Origin of the sequence: Leptospira wolbachii serovar Codice str. CDC, assembly GCF_000332515.2 — a bacterium.
GTDB classification, from domain to species: domain Bacteria; phylum Spirochaetota; class Leptospiria; order Leptospirales; family Leptospiraceae; genus Leptospira_A; species Leptospira_A wolbachii.
Map to the genome: position 1 here is coordinate 997,696 of NZ_AOGZ02000014.1, position 20,855 is coordinate 1,018,550.

16 protein-coding genes are annotated in these 20,855 nt (G+C 40.5%); 5 read left to right on the forward strand and 11 right to left on the reverse strand.

The window, feature by feature from the left end:
* Positions 1-110 precede the first annotated feature (110 nt).
* The 5 genes from LEP1GSC195_RS10090 to LEP1GSC195_RS10110 all read right to left on the reverse strand — a co-directional run bounded on the left by LEP1GSC195_RS10090 (position 111) and on the right by LEP1GSC195_RS10110 (position 3,853).
* On the reverse strand, positions 111-578 hold the full coding sequence (locus LEP1GSC195_RS10090) for an LIC11177 family protein (RefSeq protein WP_015681339.1): 468 nt from the start codon (positions 576-578) through the stop codon (positions 111-113).
* Positions 579-628: 50 nt separating this feature from the next.
* A complete protein-coding gene (locus LEP1GSC195_RS10095; protein WP_015680530.1) occupies positions 629-1,576 on the reverse strand; it encodes a rhomboid family intramembrane serine protease in 948 nt (315 codons plus the stop codon).
* Between the two features lie 182 nt (positions 1,577-1,758).
* Complete coding sequence (locus LEP1GSC195_RS10100) at positions 1,759-2,457, reverse strand: Crp/Fnr family transcriptional regulator (RefSeq protein ID WP_002984204.1); 699 nt, start codon at positions 2,455-2,457, stop codon at positions 1,759-1,761.
* Positions 2,458-2,523: 66 nt separating this feature from the next.
* Positions 2,524-3,342 (reverse strand): enoyl-CoA hydratase/isomerase family protein, encoded by an 819-nt coding sequence (locus tag LEP1GSC195_RS10105; protein WP_015681796.1) that lies wholly within the window; start codon positions 3,340-3,342, stop codon positions 2,524-2,526.
* The gene (locus tag LEP1GSC195_RS10110) at positions 3,326-3,853 is read right to left on the reverse strand and encodes a hypothetical protein (RefSeq protein ID WP_015681557.1); all 528 of its coding nucleotides are present in this window, start codon (positions 3,851-3,853) and stop codon (positions 3,326-3,328) included. The genes LEP1GSC195_RS10105 and LEP1GSC195_RS10110 overlap by 17 nt, the downstream gene beginning before the upstream one ends.
* 92 nt (positions 3,854-3,945) lie before the next feature.
* On the opposite strand from LEP1GSC195_RS10110, the gene LEP1GSC195_RS10115 reads away from it, so the two are divergent.
* Entirely contained in the window at positions 3,946-5,235 is a 1,290-nt protein-coding gene (locus LEP1GSC195_RS10115; protein WP_015682576.1) for a PilZ domain-containing protein, read from the forward strand.
* Here the strand turns inward: LEP1GSC195_RS10115 and LEP1GSC195_RS10120 are convergent.
* The 4 genes from LEP1GSC195_RS10120 to LEP1GSC195_RS10135 form a co-directional block, all read right to left on the reverse strand.
* Positions 5,227-6,390: a tetratricopeptide repeat protein gene (locus LEP1GSC195_RS10120; protein WP_015681705.1), complete on the reverse strand. Its 1,164-nt coding sequence runs from the start codon at positions 6,388-6,390 to the stop codon at positions 5,227-5,229. The two genes, LEP1GSC195_RS10115 and LEP1GSC195_RS10120, sit on opposite strands and share 9 nt — an antisense overlap.
* 84 nt (positions 6,391-6,474) lie before the next feature.
* Positions 6,475-8,952 carry a penicillin acylase family protein gene (locus tag LEP1GSC195_RS10125; protein ID WP_015680914.1) on the reverse strand — a complete coding sequence of 826 codons (2,478 nt, stop codon included), beginning with the start codon at positions 8,950-8,952 and terminating at the stop codon, positions 6,475-6,477.
* Positions 8,953-8,955: 3 nt separating this feature from the next.
* On the reverse strand, positions 8,956-10,158 hold the full coding sequence (locus LEP1GSC195_RS10130) for a hypothetical protein (protein WP_015682799.1): 1,203 nt from the start codon (positions 10,156-10,158) through the stop codon (positions 8,956-8,958).
* A 70-nt stretch (positions 10,159-10,228) separates the two neighbouring features.
* Complete coding sequence (locus LEP1GSC195_RS10135; protein ID WP_015680566.1) at positions 10,229-10,885, reverse strand: transglycosylase SLT domain-containing protein; 657 nt, start codon at positions 10,883-10,885, stop codon at positions 10,229-10,231.
* Positions 10,886-11,048: 163 nt separating this feature from the next.
* Between LEP1GSC195_RS10135 and LEP1GSC195_RS10140 the strand changes: the two genes are divergently transcribed.
* The 4 genes from LEP1GSC195_RS10140 to LEP1GSC195_RS10155 all read left to right on the forward strand — a co-directional run bounded on the left by LEP1GSC195_RS10140 (position 11,049) and on the right by LEP1GSC195_RS10155 (position 16,167).
* Positions 11,049-13,430: a HAMP domain-containing sensor histidine kinase gene (locus LEP1GSC195_RS10140; RefSeq protein ID WP_015681461.1), complete on the forward strand. Its 2,382-nt coding sequence runs from the start codon at positions 11,049-11,051 to the stop codon at positions 13,428-13,430.
* A gap of 146 nt (positions 13,431-13,576) precedes the next feature.
* The gene (locus LEP1GSC195_RS10145) at positions 13,577-14,383 is read left to right on the forward strand and encodes a hypothetical protein (protein WP_015682087.1); all 807 of its coding nucleotides are present in this window, start codon (positions 13,577-13,579) and stop codon (positions 14,381-14,383) included.
* Positions 14,384-14,422: 39 nt separating this feature from the next.
* Positions 14,423-15,229, forward strand: coding sequence for a hypothetical protein (locus LEP1GSC195_RS10150; RefSeq protein WP_015682648.1), 807 nt, complete (start codon positions 14,423-14,425; stop codon positions 15,227-15,229).
* A 155-nt stretch (positions 15,230-15,384) separates the two neighbouring features.
* Positions 15,385-16,167, forward strand: coding sequence for a hypothetical protein (locus LEP1GSC195_RS10155; protein ID WP_015681333.1), 783 nt, complete (start codon positions 15,385-15,387; stop codon positions 16,165-16,167).
* A gap of 116 nt (positions 16,168-16,283) precedes the next feature.
* Here LEP1GSC195_RS10155 and LEP1GSC195_RS10160 read toward each other — a convergent pair whose 3' ends face one another.
* The gene (locus LEP1GSC195_RS10160) at positions 16,284-19,463 is read right to left on the reverse strand and encodes an efflux RND transporter permease subunit (protein WP_015682028.1); all 3,180 of its coding nucleotides are present in this window, start codon (positions 19,461-19,463) and stop codon (positions 16,284-16,286) included.
* On the reverse strand, positions 19,441-20,853 hold the full coding sequence (locus LEP1GSC195_RS10165) for a TolC family protein (protein WP_015681502.1): 1,413 nt from the start codon (positions 20,851-20,853) through the stop codon (positions 19,441-19,443). The genes LEP1GSC195_RS10160 and LEP1GSC195_RS10165 overlap by 23 nt, the downstream gene beginning before the upstream one ends.
* Positions 20,854-20,855 lie beyond the last annotated feature (2 nt).

The following is a 20,855-nucleotide window of genomic DNA, read 5'->3' on the forward strand; positions in this document are numbered from 1 at the left end:
CAATGTTCCTTCAAAAAAAATCCCTCTATGGGAACCAACAAGTGGTAGGGAAATTCTTCTCAGTTTTTTAGGGAAATCCCATGTTTTTTTCAGGAACCCGCCCAGCTGGATTATTTCCCGAAACGCTGGTTGAACATACGTACAAGCTCCAAAATGGAATCTTCCACATACTTATAGTGTTTGGGCTTCATTGGGTCTAGAGGCAACATATCATGGATTTTTTTATAACGATCAAAAGACTCTCGAACGTATTCCAAATATTTTTGGTTCGTGATCCCATACCGTTTGAATATAGATTCGTTCTCTTCGAACATCCTCTTAAAATCATCAGCATAGGTTCCATCATTTAGGAAATAGAAACGAATGTCGGTTTTTGCCTGCGAAAACGCAATATCGATATTGGTTATGAATTTAGAAGTTTTGGCTGTATCTGTTGTTTCTGGGCTCTGGGCGGATAACTTAGCTGCTGCTTGTTCGATCGCTTTTTGCTCCGAAGTACGTTTTTCTCTTTCGAATTCTTTTGCTAATTTTTCGCGTTTTAAAACCTCTTCTACTGAGGATTTCTTTTCTACAGGCATGGTTTTCATTATCCCCATCTTAAGAGACTGTCAAGGAATTAGACGAAAAATTATTCTTTTGCCTTTCGTAACGCACAATTTGCTAACCATTCACAACGCAAACAAATCGGATCCTCGGTGTTATACGTAGGTGGAGGACAAATATTGGCATCCGCCACTTGCAATCCTTGTAAATAATTTATTACTGAGGTCTTGTCTTTTTTAGAATGAATCTGATTTAGAAGGTTTTCGTTGATTTTCTTTTGGTTTAAGAAGAGGTCTTCTACTTCTGTTGGTTTGGCTTTGGATTGGATTTTTGTTTCCTTCGGACCTTCCCATTCCAAACCAGGGATGTAGGGAAGACTTCCTGGTTTGATTTGTTTTTGGAAAATTTTGTAGAGGAGCAAAGCTGTGAGTGCCCCACCCAAATGGCAGGTATTGGAGATGGCTCCATTTCCGATTTGAGAGATTAGGTATCCAATCACTAGAGAAACCCAAACCGCATTTTTTGCCTTCACGGGAAAAATAAATAGAAGCAGTTCTGCGTTGGGATAAAAGATTCCAAAGAGAGCAAGGAGTCCAAAAAGTGCACCGGAAGCACCGATGGTTTGGGTAGTCATAGATTCTAAAAATGGAATATTCCCACCTAACACTTCGTTCAGATAGGCAGAGAGAACCACAAAGATTCCTGCCCCAATTTGGGAGGCAAAATACAAAATGGTAAATTTAGTTTTTCCAATGATAGGAATGATATTTGTTCCCAACATGTACATACCATACATATTCACTAGTAAGTGAAATGGAATGAGTTCAACAGCATGTAAAAAACCATAAGTGAAAACTTGCCAAACAGCACCACCTAACACGAAGTCAGGTGTTAAACCAAATCGATAAATTAACTGTTGGTTGGCAAAGTATTGGAGAAAAAAAATAAGACAATTAATGATGAGAATTACATTCAGGGGATGAAGGATGGGATTCCCAAATAAACTAGGACTCTGGCCTCGATTTCTAGACATGTAACCTCCAGATTTTAGATGGCTTGGAAAGAAACAAGGGAAATAAAAAAAGGGGGAATCCTTTCGGAAGCCCCCCCGGGAGTGACTTAAGGTAAAATCAGGCAACAGACCCTACCTTGATTATCAATCATTTCTACCATCGGAATTCCGAAGCAGGGGCTTAATAGACCTGTGAAAAAAATTTAGGCGATTTTTGAAAGGGAATACAAAGCTTCCCTGTTCAGAATATCAATGCGGTTTTTGTCTACGGAAATGAATTCCCTGGCTTTGAGGTCAGAGAGAGCACGAACCAATGTTTCAGTTTTGGTTCCAATGAAAGTAGCTAGGACATCACGTGTCACTTTTAGTTCCACTTGATTTTTACGACCTTGGGCATTGTCTAAAACGATGAGAATTTCTGCTAATTTTTCATGGACCTGTTTGGTTCCTAGAGAAACAACATGTTCCTCCATTTCCTGCCATTCCTTTGCCATTTGCCGGAAAACTTCTTTTTGGAAGTTGATATCATCATTCACTAAGGCTTCGATGAGGGCACCTGTGATGTAACATGCATGGGTGTCTTCTACCGCGACTACATTGTGATGAGATGTGGAATCGGAAATACAATCCCGAAAGCCAACCCAGTCTCCCGGCCCACTCAGACGTAAGGTTTGTTCCTTTCCGCTAGCAAGTTGGACATAACTGCGAACAAGGCCTGATTTGATGAAGAAAAAACCCGCTGCTTTAACCCCGGAAGTTACTAAGTGTTTTCCCCTAGGAAAGATAGTGAAGTCCTTACCCTCATTAATCCTTTCGATGGTTTCATGTGCAGCGCAGTGCAGAACATTGTGATTTTTATAATCACAGGCAAAACAATCAGGATTGAGAGGAAGATCCGCCATTCAGTTTTGATGTAACCTCTTAAAGAATCCTTGTCGAGTCATAAATTTAGAAACCTTCTAAATTTTTCATTTGCCAGTAAACTTTGGTTCCCGCTTTTCTAAGATACTTTTTATCGTCTCCTTAAAGTCGTCCGAAATAAAGTTTCGGGCTTGAGATTCTGCTTCTTTTTTTAGGGCTCCATCGAGCTGTTTCCAAGAGTATAAATTCCTCTTTAATTCCTGTAAGGCGAGTGGTGCGGCTTTAGATAAAGATAAAGCAAGTTCCATAGCACGAGAATACACTTCCGTTTTGGGAACACTGTCAAGAGCTAAGCCAATTGTTTTTGCAAACTTACCATCAAAGGTTTCCCCAGTAAGTAAAAGTCTACCGCCTAAACTTTTTCCAAGTAGTTCCGGAGAAAGAAAACTAGAACCCATTCCAGGATGAATCCCTAGTCTTACAAAATTAAAGGAATACTTACCCTCTTCTGCAAAAATTCTGAGATCACAACCAAAGGTTAAGGAAAGACCGGCTCCAATGGCATGTCCATTGACGGCAGCAATAACAGGAATAGGGAGTTTACGAACGGATAAAAAGAAACCGTAGAATTTTCTCATATCACGCCTGTTTTGCGAGAATGATTTTTCAGAAAAAGATCGCAACAGATTTAAATCGCCACCAGCGCAAAACACATCTTTACGACCAGAGATGATAACTGCTCTTGGTAGGACTTTTTCTTTTTTAATGGAATGGATTACATCTGCAAACTCTTCCCCCATTTTCCAGGTCATGGAGTTGCGGGAAGTAGGATTGTTTAAGAAGATGGAAACGATTTTTCCATCTTCGGTTTCACGGGATTCAATTTCTAGGAATTCATACTCTTTGGATTCAAATCGCGATTTCATCTATCTGAAAGGATTCGTACCAGGCTTTATCTTGTAAAGATAAAGGTTTGTTTCCGATCTCCATATTTTCAAAGTAGTTGAGTAGTATTTCTAGGTGTTGAGATTCCAAATCTTGATTGGGAAGAGCTGCATCAATCCCTTTACTCACCAAAACTTCAGCTCTAATTTTGTCTTTGTAATGGTCTGGTTTTCCGCTGAAGATCAAATGAGCAGAGATTAGGTCAAAACGGATGGTATCTATGATTCTCTGAAGAGACTCCTCAGATTCTAAGAAATAACGCGAGGCCACTTCGGTTTGGAAATAATCTCCCCAAGTGATGAGATCTGGAATAGATCCTGTGCGTTCCAAAATTTTCTTTTGGGTTTCCTCATCCGTATACAGAGAACCCGCAAATCGTTCCACAATGGCATGCAATTCGGTTAGGATGGCTAATTTCTCCGGACTGAGAAGGCCTTGTCGGATCATTGGCATAAGTTCAGGATTTACATGTTTTGGGAGAGTTAGTTCCATATACTTCCCATTTCGGCGAATTCTGGCATTTCCTAGCACATTTTCCTCACTTGAAAATCGATTTTCGCCTTTCAAAAATCGATAATTTTAGTATGGCGATCGGCAGAACAGATTCGATGCAGGAACTCATAACGATCTTAGAATCGTTATTTGAAGAAACCATCATTGGGTCGGATGTCAATATCGTAAAACATCTCTTTTACTACCTAAAAGCCGATAACAGAGAATTTGAATTTATCTACGAAGAAGAGACACTCGTTGCTGCCGTAGAAGAAATCGAATCTCATACAGTCACTCTCATGATTCCCGATTTAGTGGAACAAGGGTCAAGGCGAGCTCGGGTTCGTTTTGAAGTCATGAATATCAACTACCAATTTGAGGTAGTGATTCTCGATATCCAAAAAGAAAAAACAGTCATTAAAACTCCTACCGAGTTACAGTCCTACCAATTAAGGACAAACAAACGTATTCCCGTAGATGATTTGTTTATGAACTTTATCATTTTGTTCAGGAGTTTGACAGGTGGATCTCGTGAGGTAGGAAAAAATCTCTACGCAGAAAGCCGGTTCCCTCACCTAATGAAAGAAGTACGAAAGGATAGACCCGATAGCAAACTCATTAACGTAATGTTAACAGAAGCTATTGAACGTATTTCCAAAGACTATGAGATTCATTTTTTTCAACCAGAGGAAAAACTAAATGAATATGAAGACTTTGTAAAAAAAACTATCCTCCGAACTGGTAAATCAATTTATATCCCTGATTGCAATCGAATCACTTCTTATATCAATGATCCGCAAGATGAGGTTCTCTTCAACTACCATAATGAACACAAAGAAATGACAAAGGAATTTGGGGCAGAGTTTGCTTTGGATTTTTTTGAATCCATGCGTAAACACGAATCTCGCGACTTTTATGTTTCTTATGTAATCACACCCATTCGATTGTATGAGGATGTGGTAGGATACATCAAAGTATATTCTACGGCCATGGAACGGTTTACCATCTCACAAAACCAAGCGGTATATATTTTTGAACTAGCAGAGATTATTAGTTATGTGTTTACAAAAATTGCTATCCAACATGGAAGTTATGAAACCATGCAATCGACTACAAAGGTTGTGGATATATCTCTCGATGGTCTTCTTTTTGAAATCTACGACAAACGTCTGTTTCAATATCTAAAACGACACAATATCATTAAAATGTTTATTCCATTAAATAAGGAACGTACCATGATCATCAGAGGAGAAATCATTCGATTTTTAGATAGAGGAGATCATTACCATCTAGGGGTAAACTATTTCAGTTCGGCCCCAGATGATATGTTACATTTAGAATCTTATCTTTTCGAAAAGAGTATGAAAATTCTCTCAGAATGATCCCGATTGTTTTTCTGCGAGTCGGATGGCATTCAATAAATCTTCTGATAAAGTAGTTTCCCCAGTATAGTAGAGGCGTAATAATTTCCCGTGTTCTACAAGTTTGTCTCTATATTCTGTTTCTTTGATAGAACCACGTGTTTCTTTCCATTTTAAGTGATAAAACTCACAAGCAAGTTTATGAAGGTAATAATCGGATTTTCTTAAAGAGTAGGCTTTCTTTAAATATTCCTCAGAACGTTCGGCCCACTCCTCTCTTTTTTTCCTTCCATCAACGCCGGTATCTGCCATATTCGAATGAAGAAGATTTAAAAAGGAAGTTTCAAAACTATACAACCAAACTTCATAATTTTTTGGATAAAGATTACGTGCCTCTTTGGCAACTTGCGGCATCAGATCCAATTGTTTTTTATTTTCTTTACCTTCTACTTTGAAATAGAAAGTCAAAAATCGCAAATAATCTACTAGGAATAACAATCGTTCTTGGGCATTTGAAAATCGTTCTCTGTTTTTCCAAGCCATAGAATATTCAAAGGCAGTAGACACATACCCTTCTCCATCTTTCCAGTGGGCCTTCCCAAGTGCATAATGAGAATCAGGGGAACCTTGATCAAGAGATACCGAATGTTTGTACATTCGAAGTGCTTCTTCCATTTGACCTTTCGCAAAATAATGATCACCTTGTTTTTTTGCCATAAAGGCTTCATCGTATTTGGTTGTATCAAGTAGTCTTGCAGCTGTTACTGGACGGTCTTCAATCAACCTTAGATATCCTTCTCCCCGGACTTGCCACCCAAAAAAAGTGGTTTGGTATACGGACTTCACAGTGATCATCCCCACAATGTTCCCATCTCGGAATGTTTTGTGGTCTTGGTTCTTTTCTAGTAGATATAAAATTTGTCCAACGCGAATTCCCTTAGGATCGGCGACTTTGATTGTGACCGTATCCGGTCTTGTATCCACTTCTAATTCTTGGGAAAGTGTATCCACTTCATAATAACTAGCTTTTTCGATTCCCACAACCTCACCTACAACAATCATACGCAGTGGGTCAAGAGAGGCTTGACTACGGAAGGCAAAGGCCATTCGATCCGACGAGGACTGAGCCAGGATTGCCGTTACAAAAAATATACTGAGCAGAAAGGATCGGAACATCTGGTTTAAAGATCGACCAAAAGAGATTGTCTCGTAGCAGAAAAAAGGAAAATCCCCACCGAGGAGGTGGGGAAATTTAGAAATTTAACGTGGTCGAAATTCCAATCGGAACCTACCCTCTCCCACTTGTTCTTTCGAATAGAGAATTTTTCTATGAACCCCATTGATATAATCGTCTACCAAGTTTCCATAAAAAGGACTGGCTAGGTTTCCACTATTGCCAATGGGAAGTTGAGTGACAGACTCTTCAAAACGACCATAATCTATCACACGTCTTTTGGAAGGTCCAGAAAAGGCAGTCCAATCTTCCTTCATCAATTTGTATTTCAAATTGTTCACAACCTCAGCTCCCCCAGAAGAAGGAAGAGGACCGATATCAAATATCCCACCTATCACTGGCAATACGCCAAGTGGATGTGGGTGTTTGATTTTATACAAATTTTTCCAAGTCCAAAGACTTGGGGAGGCAGATAGATGTTTTTCCAAATACCTTCCCGTTTCTTCGATCGATCTTTTCAAAATATCTTCCCTTGATTCAGTGATCCCTTCTGTTCGTAGGTCGTCCCAAAAAGTCGAGTCAGGGTTCCGCACAAAACGACGGTAAGCATTCCAATATTCAGCAATATCTCCGTATAACTCAAAATTGGTGGGTCCCATTTCGTCGATTAATAACTCACGAAGAGTGATGTAAAAAAATACATCGTAAACAGCAGCACCTTGCGATTCTGGGAAATGTTCAAAGTTCCAAGTTTTTAAGATCCCTAATACTTTTTTTCCATTCGGCGTTTTGGCATCCTTTACAGAGGACAAAATAAGATCCAAATATTCTGGTGCAAAGGAAGATACGGTATCGTTCTGAATGGCCGCAAGTTCCTCCATACTCCACTTTTCTTTGGTTTCTAAAATCCCAACTAACCTCTGGAAACGATCCGGTGGTTGCCAGTTCCCTTCTGGTTTTCCAAGGCCAGGAAGAGCCTTATTCGTAACTTGGTTATTGGCAGTGACAATGATTCCATTTTTAGGATTGATAATCTTTGGATTGTTTTTTGCTGGAACATATCCAATTACATCGTTTTCTCCCGTAGAACCTTCTAAAATTTTACGTGGGTTTCCGGACTTTAGAATCGGGAACCTTCCTACAGCATAGTAAGCAATGTTTCCACTTTTGTCCGCATAACTAAAATTAAGACCAGGAGCACCAATCATGGAAGATGCGGCATCTAGTTCTGTGAATGATTTTGATTTTCCCATTTGAAAGAGAACATCAAGGAGTGGGTTTTGTAAATGGTGGTGGGCCCAATACAAACTGACAGGCCGACCTTTGTATCCTACGATATGTTCTGTGATGAGTGGGCCATGGTTTGTGATTCCTACTTCAAATGGAATTTCTGCTCCATCTTTTTTTCGAATGGAGTCACGATAATAAGTCAGATCCTTCCAGCCAGTTCCAGTTTTGAATTTGTTCCCATCAATAGTTTCCATGTACAAATTCACATCGTCTTGTTCCAACATAGTCAGTCCCCATGCCTTGTCCCTGTTATGTGCAATTAGGGGGAAGGGAATGATGGACAAAAAGTATCCGTAGTTTTCATATCCTGGATACTCGATATAAGCTTCGTACCAAGCACCGGGATTGGATAGCGCGATGTGTGGGTCATTGGCAAGAACGGCCCCACCACTTTCGGATCGACTCGGACCCACAAGCCAAGAATTACTTCCCTCCAAAGGTTCAATTGGCAACTGGAGTTGATTAACAAAAGAGACAAGTTGTTTAAGATTGAGAACATCGGATCCACCGGAATGATTTTGAATTGGATTTAATTTTTCAAAATTCCGGTTTTCTGCCAACTTTTGAACACCAGGTTGTGTTTCCAAAATGGTGGCATTCGTTTCAAAATCATACCGAGGGAAAAGTTCGTTTGCCGAACGACCCTTTAACTCTGATTCCATGATGCTGTACAAACTGTCCGATTTAATTCCTTCGGCAAAGGAAAAACCCATATAAAATAGGAAGGAAATGGCATCGATCCTATCAAATGGTTTGGGTTTGATTCCAAGAATTGTGTATTCGATTGGTAGATTGTCTTCAGAAAGAAAATGATTCACACCATCCAAAAACCAATCTAACTGATTCCATGCTTCTGGATAAATATGTTCCTTTTGGTCGGCATATTCTTCTGCCGTTTTTTTCAAAAGAAGAGACTTTAGAAACTGATCGGTAGGAATCAGTTTATCACCAAAAATTTCCGTGAGTTCTCCTTTTCCTATCCGCCTTTGTAATTCCATTTGGAAAATCCGATCTTGCGCCATGGTATAACCTAATGCAAAGTAGGCGGATTTGGCATCACCAGCAACAATATGAGGAATCCCAGCACCGTCCCGGATCACAGTCACTTTGGATGTAAGTTTGTCTGAAACAATCTCACCTTGGTAGTTCGGAGCTTTTAAGGATACAAGTCCCCAAAACAAAAGATGTAGGGTGACAGGAAGGGTTAGGATAAAAAGTAGAAAGAGACTTAAAATAGGTCTCTTTCTTATAAAGGTTTTGGTTTTTTCTAACATAGTTTACTGCAATGATTTAATTTGACGAATGCGATTTTGTTTGTCGGCCGAATCCCAAGCTGCATTCGAGAAGGATTCCACTTTATAAAACTTTGTTTTGTATTCATCCTTATAAGGGATGACAAGCTCTCGGTCCGGTTCTGTTGTTTTTGCCGCCTGGATTTTACGAAGCCCTTCGGCACCTTGATTGAACCACTCTGGATCAATTGGTAAATTCACACGGTGGCCTCTAAAAGATGTGGCGAGAAATGGACCGTCCAAATCTTTATCACGAAGGATTTTACCATAAAAAGTAAATTCTACTTCATTGGAACCAGAAACTAAATCACCATCATACATAGCATAGGCGACGTATTCTCCGTTCTTTTCGTCCTTTAAATTCGCCTCCAAATGGTATTTCCCTTTTTTATACACATTCACAACAGCACGTACAATGAGGGAACCATCTTGTAAGGAATCAGAAAAAACTCCGTTAAATTCAGCAGGGATAGATGGACTGGAAAAAAAACTAGAGGTGAGAGTGGTTTTAAGATTCTCAGGTCCATAGGTAATTTCTGCAACGAGAGACATTTGGCCCCAATCTGGTTTTTGCGGCTTCCAAGAAAAAGTAAAAATATTATCTCCTCTTGTTTGGTCTCCATCTGTTCCATTGTCATTGACTGATGCACTAACAACTCCAAACCTTTGGCCTTCCCATTCTTTAAATACTTGGTGAGAATCGATGGATACTTTCACACGATTCCTTGCTTTGTCGCGACATTCTAAAGTCACGTACATCATGTCTTTATTTCCAATGACGGCCCAAGTTTTTGGTTGGAATAAACATACGTAACCAGTTGGTTCGTTCGTTTTTGGATCAATGGAATAATCAGGTGAGGTTTCAATGATAAAGGGAAATGCTAAGTCATGATTTAAAATAGACATAGGCCTGGAAAACGGAGGGTATTCTGACCATTCTAAATACTTTTCGAGAATATATTCGGGAGTGGCTCCATCATCGGGAATCCCACTGGATCCATCAGAACCACTTCCAGAAGTATCATCACCTTGCGTTGGATCAGAGCTGCTTGCCATCCGTTCTTGTCTGGCTTTTTCTCTAGCATCTTGATCAGAACCCGCATTATCCTTAAATAAAAAGAAGATAAGGCCAATCACAACCAATATAACAACTGCTAGATACACACCGTATCTACGAATTAAATCCATACGCTCCCATCCTTTTGTTTTGTAAAACGGATAAGAGCCTTGTCGGTTTTGGAACTATGTAAAGTAAAATTTAAATAGAAAGAAGACTGGCAACGGTTTCAGAAATCATACTTTGTGTTGGGACTGGCATAGATTTCCAATCTTCATAGTAACGGTACACTGATCGTGAATACTCTGGAATGCCTCCAAACCGTTTATAACCACCCAGTCCTGCGTTATAAGATAATAGTGCCGCCTCCACCGAATCAGTTCTTTCCAAAAGATAATTCATATACAAAACACCGAGATACAAATTAGTTTCTGGATCATATAAATCTTTTTCAGAGGAAAAAGGAATTCCTTCTTTTTTAGCCAACCACTTTGCTGTGGCCGGCATCACTTGCATCAGGCCGAGAGCTCCTTTATGAGACTTGGCTCGTTTGTGAAATTGAGATTCTGTATGCACAAGACCTACCAAAAATCCTAATTTATCATAACGTTCTTGTTTTTTCCCTGCCGGAAAACGCAGGTTCAGAGAGGCCCGCTCCATAAGAGAAACAAGTTCCGATCTCTCCTGGGAAGAAAGGTTTGGGCGGTATTTGGAAATATAAACTTCCAATTTTCTTTTGGAAGATTCGTTTCGAACCGTGAGTCCTGCCGAACTAATCTTTCCATAAGATTCTGTAAGAAAGACTAAGACCAGAAGGCTGGTTCCTAGGATTTGGATGAGTGGGTTTCTTTTTCGCATTGGGTCCTCTTGGGGGAGACTTTTATTTGTGCATCGCACAATAAGTCCAGAATTTCCCAGCGACCTGCACAGGCAAGCCAAATTTTGTGCATCGCACCAAAGGGAAACGACAGAAAAAACGAAATGCTTGCCTAAAGTCAAACATCAAGGATTTCTGGATTGCTTGGTCCCCTTACTGAATCTCTATAGTTTTTTCTATTTTGGGCTCTGTTTGGTGAGTGGGATTGCCTTTGTCTATTTTATATCCCGTAAAGAGGACCTAACTCCTACCTTTCGCGGACTACTCATCCCTTTAATCTGTCTTTTTTTCTGGTCTGTGGCCTGGTCGATTTGTAATTCGTTTGTGGCACCCTGGACCGCCTATATATTTGTTTTTTTGAAAAACCCATTCATTTTGATTTTGGGAGTAGCGTCTTCGAACCTTGCCTTCGGATTTCAGGAAAATAGTTTTCCCAGGTGGAAAAAGTGGAGCCTTCGGATCCACATCGCACTGGCAACCGCTGCCATCCTCGCCAATGGGACAGGATTCTTTTACAGGGAGATCCATTTTGATCCTAAAATGGAATTTTACGTTCCCGATCAAAATTCACCCTCAACGATTGTTCAACTTTCAATACTTTCGATTGCAGGTGTGTTGTGTTTGGTTCTTGGGAATACGATCACAGTGCTAACAGCTAAGTTCCTTCGTTTCCAGGGATCTCAAAAACGAAATACAGGCGGATTTCTTTTAGCCATACTCGGAATACTCTTGTTAGCATTTGCAGATATTTTAGTTGATCTAAACTACTTTAGTAAACCCACTTTTTTATTTTTGCTCACCAACCTAACAATCATTATCATGACCATCCTTGTGTTGGTGTCACTCAACCAAGAGACAATCCCCTCCACTGTTGGATTCAAAATCATGACATTCAACTTAACAGTTTTGTATTTGATACTTTCCATTGTTGCAAATTTCCTCTTCAATCGATTTCGAATTGACTTTCAAAATGAAATGAGTCGGGAAAAACATAGTGTCAAAACACAATTGGAATTAGGGGTAACTTTTCCTTTTGTATATCTATCCGATCTTGTCATCGATATGCAGAACCAATCTTTTCGTATCAACAAAATTAATTTCACAAAGGAAAACATAAACCAAATCCAAAACAGGCCGAATTCTTTTGAATCCTTTACCGTTGAGTCATTTTCTAATGACCCCAAAGGGATTTACTGGACATCGGAATTCTATGCAAAAAACCATCACTTTCTAATCGCAATTCCATATATCGAATATAGAAACACAGTCCACCAAACTGTAGTTTGGCTAATCGTAACCCTATTATTTTCGCTATTTACAATCTTTATGTTATATCCAGTTTTACATAAAACTAGTATTGTATATCCACTAACAAGATTACTTGCTGGAATCCGAAAGATGCATTCTGGTGATTTGTTTGTTACTGTAAAAGTATCGAGTCGAGATGAAATCGGAGAGTTATCGAATAGTTTTAATGAAATGATCTCGATTGTTCGGGATGCAAGGCTTCAATTGGAACAAAAAATTGAAGAACGAACAGAATCACTAAACCAAACTATCTTGGAACTAAGAGAAACCCAAGAACAACTTTTACAAGCAGAAAGGATGTCTACTCTTGGGAAAATTGCAGCAAGTGTTGCCCACGAAATCAACAACCCACTAGCAGCCATTAAAGGAAGCATTCAGTTTATTAAAGATGGACAAACCAATGTTCCCAATCCTGACAAATCAGAAAATTTTCTTTTAGCGGAACAGTTTATCGCAGAATTCAAAAATCAAAAACGTTCCGATGTTACCTCTCGGTTTAAAAGAAAAAAAGAACTCATTGCTTTCTTCAAAGCAAAATCCATTCCCGATCCCATTTCCCTGGCAGATACCTGTTTTGATTTTAAGATCGAAGTGGTTCCCGAAGAATACCAAAAACTTTTCGAAACAGAAGAAGGAAGAACCATTTTCCAATCTCAACTCAATGACTTTGTCATTGGATTTCATTTGGGGATTATTGAAACCGCTGTGGAACGAGCTTCCAAAATTGTCTTCGCCCTCAAACACCATTCCTACTCCGGCCCAAGAGAGTCTCAAAAACTCCTCTCCCTCAAAGAAGGAATCGATTCGGTTCTCTCCATGTATTCTACCAGTTGGAAACAAAACATTGAAATCGATTGGAAGGTAAGTGGGGATCCCGTGATCCTCGGCCATGCAGACGAACTCGTCCAAGTATGGACCAACCTCATCTACAATTCCATCCAGGCCTGCCCCAAGGAGGGAGGGAAAATCCGGATCTTTTTGAAAGAAGAATCAACAGAGGCCCTCATTACCATTGAAGACAACGGAAAAGGAATCCCGGAAGACATCCTTCCCCGTATTTTTGAACCCTTCTTCACCACAAAAGAACTGGGTATGGGAACGGGACTTGGCCTTTCCATCGTTCAAAAGATCATCCAAAACCACAACGGAAGCATCCAAGTCGAAAGCCAACCAGGGAAAACCCTCTTTTCCATCCACATCCCCCTAGCAAAATCCTAGGAACCTCTCCTAAACATTGTCAGAGAATCCCTGACAGTGGCAAAAATATGTTAAAATTTTGTCTAAATTTGGAAAAAAATTTCTTGTCAATCTTTTGCCAAACTTATAAAACAAAGAGAACATACCTTCAGAAATAGGAAAACCAAATGCGAACCATACTAGCCACGATTACAGCCTTTCTCTTAGCGGGATCCCTAAGCGCTCAAACATACACAGTCTTCATTCATGGAAAATCAGACAAAAACCACAACGGTGTCGGAACTACTGACGTAAATGGCTACTGGGGTTCCTCAGTAAACTCTGTTGGTGGAACAAGAATCTTCATCGGTTACGATGGAACCTCTGATCCTAGAAGTTACGGATCATCTCGTGCACAAACAAATATTGCCACAGGGCTCACAAACTACTGCAAGGGATCTAACTCTTGTAAAATTGTCTGCCATTCTGCGGGATGTTATGCTATTGAATATTGGTTGTCTAACCTCGGTTCTACGGCTTCGGCGAAGGGTTTTAACCTTACAAAAGTAACTGCTCTCGCAGCGGCTTCTGGTGGATCGGAACTTGCAAACGCACTTAATGGAATCACTTTTGGTTTCGGTGGAAACGCAATGGACAAGTCACTCATTGTAACCACAGCTCGCGGTGCTTTCAATCATAACAACACAGCAGGAGTTGCTGTAAACCATGTCCCTGGTTACAAAGGAATGTTTGGTGCTTCTGTGATTCTTCCTGGGGAAGATGATTATGCTGTTGCTTACCACTCTTCTTGCGGATACAACCGTGCCGGTGGACTTAACAAATGCCAGTCTTCTCTCACTCAGTATGAAGGTCTTTGGCCTTTTGGATCCAATAAAACATACAACCAATACAGTGGTCACTACCGTGCTCCTTCTGTATCATCCACAGGACTCTATCTAGACCACGGTCAAATCAAAACCGAAGGTTGGAGATAGGTAGTCGGAATCATTTAAAGAAAGGAAAAGGAAAAAGAGATGCGTAGCTCAATCACAACAATACTTGCGATGCTGTTTGCAGGATCGCTCAGTGCCCAAACTTACACTGTGTTCATTCACGGTAAGTCAGACAAAAACCACAATGGTGTGGGAACAACAGATGTAAACGGATACTGGGGATCTTCCACTAACACCGTTTCTGGATCTAAAATTTTCATCGGTTACGATGGAACTTCTGATCCTAGAACTTACGGAACTTCCCGTGCACAAACAAACATTGCCACAGGACTAACAAACTATTGCAAAGGAACAAACACTTGCAAGGTAGTTTGTCACTCGGCAGGATGTTATGCAATCGAGTATTGGCTGTCTAACCTTGGTTCTACGGCTTCGGCAAAAGGGTTTAACCTTACAAAAGTAACTGCTCTCGCAGCGGCTTCTGGTGGATCGGAACTTGCTTCTGCATTGAACGGAATTAGCTTTGGGTTTGCTGGAAATGCGATGGACAAATCTCTTATCGTAGGAACTGCTCGTGGTGCCTTCAACCATAACAACACTGCTGGCGTTTCTGTGAATCATGTGCCAGGATACAAAGGAATGTTCGGAGCTTCTGCCATCCTTCCTGGTGAAGATGATTATGCTGTTGCCTACCACTCTTCTTGTGGTTACAACAAAGCGGGTGGTTTAAACAAATGCCAATCTTCTCTCACACAAAGTGAAGGAATCTGGCCATTCAATTCCAACGTAACTTACACACAATACAGCGGACACTACCGTGCTCCTTCCGTAACTTCTACTGGTCTTTACCTAGACCACAGTGAAATCAAATCAGAAGGATACCGATAGGATTCAAAAGACTCCGAACCTTCTCTAGAAGGAAAAGGACAAAGGTCAGCCCAAACGGCTGGCCTTTTTTTTGCCTTCACTATATATAATTTGACACATTTGACTTAATTATGTAATTTGTGCCGTAATATAGAAAATCAGGAAAGGGAAAAAAAATGCGAAAGACCACCACTACTGTACTTGCGATGCTATTTGCGGGATCGCTCAGTGCACAAACATACACCGTGTTCATTCACGGAAAATCAGACAAAAACCACAACGGTGTGGGAACGACAGACGTAAATTCGTATTGGGGAACCTCTGCGAATACAGTTTCTGGATCTAAAATTTTCATCGGTTACGATGGGACTTCGGATCCTAGAACTTACGGAACCGCACGTGCACAAACAAATATTGCGACAGGACTTACAAACTATTGTAAAGGGGCAAACTCTTGCAAAATCGTTTGTCACTCTGCAGGATGTTATGCGATCGAATTTTGGTTGTCAAACCTGGGTTCGACTGCATCAGCGAAAGGTTTTAATCTAACAAAAGTTACGGCTCTTGCTGCAGCTTCTGGTGGATCGGAACTGGCTTCGGCTCTCAACGGCGCAACATTTGGATTTGGCGGTAACGCGATGGACAAATCTCTCATCGTATCTACGGCACGTGGGGCATTCAATCACAACAATACGGGCGGAATTCAGATCCACCATGTACCTGGTTATAAAGGTGCATTTGGAGCTTCTGCAATTCTACCAGGAGAAGATGACTATGCAGTGGCATACCATTCTTCTTGTGGATACAACCGTTCTGGTGGGCTTGACAAATGCCAATCCTCTATCGTGAGTGGTAGCACTACTTATACACAATACACAGGTCATGTGAGAGCACCTTCTCTTACAGCAACTGGATTGTATAAGAATCATAGTGAAATTAAAAACGAGGGAACTCGTTAATTAGACGTTTGATAAAAAATACCCCTTGGTATTTTACACCAAAGGGTATTTAGCTTAAAGGCTGAAATGTTTTCAGCCTTTTTTATTTTAGAATCCAATCCAAAAATTATATTCTTTTATCCATGTTTGATCACACCCTGTCTTGATTTTCCGATAAACCAGTAGTATAAAACGGGAACGGCAAACCGGCTAAGAATTGTTGCGGCAATTTCACCAAACATCAGTGAGATGGCAAGCCCCTGAAAAATTGGATCGAATAACATCACAAAGGATCCTACCACAACCGCAGAGGCTGTGAGTAACATAGGTCGAAATCGAACTACCCCCGCATGAACTACTGCTTCTTTCAGTGGAACACCCTTCCTAATTTCCCCTTCGATAAAATCGACTAGGATAATCGAGTTTCGCACTATGATCCCAGCTCCTGCAATAAACCCAATCATGGATGTGGCGGTGAAGTAAGCTCCCATCACAAAATGGCCAGGCAAAATTCCAATAAGTGAAATAGGAATGGGTGCCATGATGATAAGAGGAACTGTATAACTTTTAAACCAACCCAAAACCAAAACATAAATCAGTAAAATCACAACAGCAAATGCACCTCCAAGATCACGGAACACCTCATAGGTAATAAACCATTCCCCGTCCCATTTAATCACAGGTTCTCTTGTATTCCAAGGAACTTCGGCTGTTTGTGTTTGGTATTTGATTTTCGGTGCGAGTTTCAGCATTCCATAAACGGGAGCTTCTTCGGCCCCGGAAAGTTCACTCATCACATAGTTCACTGGTTTTAGATTTTTACGAAATAAAGCCCTATCTTCTTCCTTGTATGGATTTCCTAAAACCCGTTCTGAAGAAACAACACCCGATTCCATAGACATGATGTTTTGGTTTTGGAATGGATTTTTGGAACCACGAGCACTTTGGATCATTGAAAGATTCACTGTCACTTCCTCTGGTTCCAGAGCCGTTGCTAAACTGACCAAAGGAGATTCAGAGAAGAGAATCGAACCTGTATAAGCCAAGGCAGAAGTTTTAATTCCATAGAGTCCAGATTTTTCAAAATCAATCGGATATACCATCTTTGGACGGCCATTCCGAAGTGATGTATCTAAATCCACAACACTTGGTTCTTCCCGAAATACGTTGTAGATATCCTCGGTGACTTGTTTTCGCACTGAAGCGGAAGGACCATACACTTCTGCTACCATGGTTGCCATCACCGGTGGGCCTGGAGGAATTTCTAACACCTTGGTTACAACTCCATAACGATCACCAAACTTTCGTATGTCGGCTCTAAGTGATTCGATAATTTCATGACTTGATTCTTTACGGTCGTTTTTGTTCTTTAGAATGACTTGTAAATCATTCATAGAATCTAGATTTCGAAGAAAGGAATGTTTTACCATACCAGAGAAGGAAAAAGGAGCTGCCTCACCGGCAAAGATTTGAATTTTTTCAACATTGGGATTTTTTAGAAGAATCTTTGTCAGTTCTTCGGAGTGGGCCATACTTTGGGCCAGTGTTGTCTTTGATTCGTAATCAAGTAAAATCTGAAACTCTTCTTTGTTGTCAAAAGGTAACATCTTTACCTTTACCCACTTAAATCCCACAAAGGCCATGGAAACAAACAACAAACCGATCGTAACGGCTCCAAAGATCGTTGCATTCTTTTTGAAACCAAGTAACCAATTCATAAATCGAATATAAATTTGGTCTAGTTTGGAAATTTTAGGTTCACTGGTTCCACTCTCCGCATGAGCATGATTTTCTTTCAAAAGTCGAATGGAAGCCCAAGGAGTGATGACAAAAGCAACGATGAGAGAAAGGATCATTGCGAGACTTGCCCCAACAGGAATGGGTTTCATATAAGGACCCATAAGTCCCCTAACAAAAGCCATAGGCAAAATAGCTGCAATCACAGTAAAGGTAGCAAGGATGGTCGGATTTCCTACTTCGGATACAGCAACTAGCGTGGCACGAATGATTCCTAACTTTGGATTCTCCTCCAAATGCCTTTCAATGTTTTCTACCACCACAATCGCATCATCCACTAAGATCCCAATAGAAAAAATCAAAGCAAACAAAGTCACACGGTTGAGTGTATAACCTAAAAAATAGTAGATTGCTAACGTAAGTGCCAAAGTGACAGGGATAGCAATGGCCACAACCAGTGCGGAACGCCAACCCATCCATAATGCGATAAGAACTGTTACAGAGATGGTCGCAATGAGAAGGTGTTCAATCAATTCATGTGATTTGTCTTCAGCTGTACTTCCATAATCACGGATCACACTCAACGGAATTTCCTTAGGTAAATCTTTTTGGAAAAGGTTGGCCCTCTCCAATAAATCCTTAGATAAATTGACAACGTTTGTGCCTTTGCGTTTGGCAAATACAATGGTTACAGCATTTCGTTTTGTTTCCCCAAGTGATTTGTCAAAGAGAGCAGAAGAGCGAGTTCTTTCTTCAGGCCCCTCTTCTACTACAGCTAGGTCTTGGATACGAACCACTCGCCCCCCGCGTTGTGCTACAGGGAGGCGTTTGACATCCGAGTTTTTTTTAAGCACACCACCTACTTCGATATCCATCACAGAATCACTGGACCAATTTTTCCCAGCAGGGATAAGGGCATCGTTTTGTTTTAAACTCATCGCCACTTCCATGGCTGTAACTCCATAACGGTTGAGAAGGTTTGGATCCACTTTGACTCGAACCACTTTCTTAAGACCGCCTAACATTTGCACACTGGCTAAATCAGGAGTGGAGGACAGTTCACGAGCTAGCGGGGCGACCAGTTGGCGTAATTCATAATCGTTCATCGTTTCTGCACTGAAACTCAAGGCTAAGAACGGAACATCATCAATGGAATATGACTTAACAATGGGACTTAAGGTGGTCTGAGGAAGGGAATTCTTTACCTCCATCAATTTATGGTGGATTTTTACAAGCGATGGTTCAATGGGTTCTCCCACTTTGAATCGAACCGTGATATAACTTCCATGCCACTTACTTGTGGAATAAACATATTCAACTCCTTCCAAACCCCATACGGCTCGTTCTACAAACTCTGTGACTTTACGTTCCGTTTCTTCCGGAGAAAATCCAGGTGCAGGAATTTGGATATCAATCATTGGAACAGAAATTTGAGGTTCTTCTTCTTTTGGTGTTAGGTAGACAGCAAACAAACCGAGAACCAGACTCGCAACTGCAATGACGGGAGTGAGACGCGAATGCAGGAAGGTTTCAGCAAGCCTTCCTGCAAATCCTTTTCTAATTTCTTCCAATGGATTCATTTGATTCTTCCTTATTTGAAAATAATGATGTTTCAGTTCTGACTTGTAAAAGAGCGATCTCCGTTTCCATCAAAACACGAGAGAGGTCTAAAGATTTATTGAGTGTTTCTGCAAATTGGATAGCATTGATCGCACCACTTTGAAACAATCTCTGCATATTCAAAATCTGTTCGTCTTGGTATTTGACTGTTTCCTTTACCAGCTCAAGACTTTCCTTAAGAGAGGTTTCTTTTTGGAAAAGAGATTTTACATGAGCTTCTTCTTCTTTTGTTTTCTCTTCTATTTTTTTTAAGGCTGCTTCCGCATTGAGTTTTGATTCTTCCACAACTCCCATATCTTTGGGATTATAAAGATTCATTTGTAAATATACTCCCGCCTGGTAGGCGTTAGCTGTATTACGACTTCCCTGATACCCGTAAGCTTCCGAATACGCACCGACCTTTGGTAAAAACTTAGCCATTTCCATTTCGCTTTTGAGTTTTTCCCCTTCGGCATATTTGATTTGGGCATTCATTTGATTGGATCTTTCATATCCAATGGGGCGTTTGAAATGAGTATCCAAAAAGACATTCAAATCCGATTCGATAATCTCTATATCAGAAGGAGGAAGGTCTGATAGAACATATAAGGTTTCTTTGTAATCACTGATTTGCAAATCTGATTGTTTTTCAAGGACTGCAATTTGATTTTTTATAGATTTTAATGCCAAATAACCTGCATACCCAACTGGATTTCCTTTGTTCCCAAGGGAGTAGTTGGATTGAAATTTAGACTCAATTTTTCTAATCTGTTCCAACCTACGTTTGTATTCGTTTAATGTTTGGATGGCCCTGTAATAAAATCCTGATTGTGCAAATTCTCTATCGCGAACAGCGAGCCATTCAAACTTAAGACCCACAGATCTTTTTTCATTCATTGCCGCAAGTGTCTTTCCAGAGCCACCTTCATAGAGTGGCAAATCCATACCGAGGGTTCCACGAGAATAGGTATGACTTCCTGGATAGTTGAGTGTATCTTTGGCAAATAGATTCATTGTATCTGAGTTCAACGTAGAATAAGGTTGGTTATTCGAATCTAAAAAGTTTCCTGGTCTGTATCTTGTCGATGCTGTAGAAAAATCAGAGTCGGTAGCACTTCTTTGGCTTAGTTTTCCCATAAAGTTGAGAGTGGGGTCATTTGTTTGGAAGGTACGTAAGTCTGTGTAAACTCTAGGTAACCAGTGTTTGTCGGACCTGTCTTTTGCAATTTCGCCAGCTTTCCATTCTAAATATTTGGATTTTCTTGCTGAGGAATTTTCTTCAATTCGTTTCCACAAGTTATCAAATCCGACGCCCTCCGCAAAGAGAGCCATCGGACCGACCAAAAGCAGAATGCTAATGATGGATTTCATAT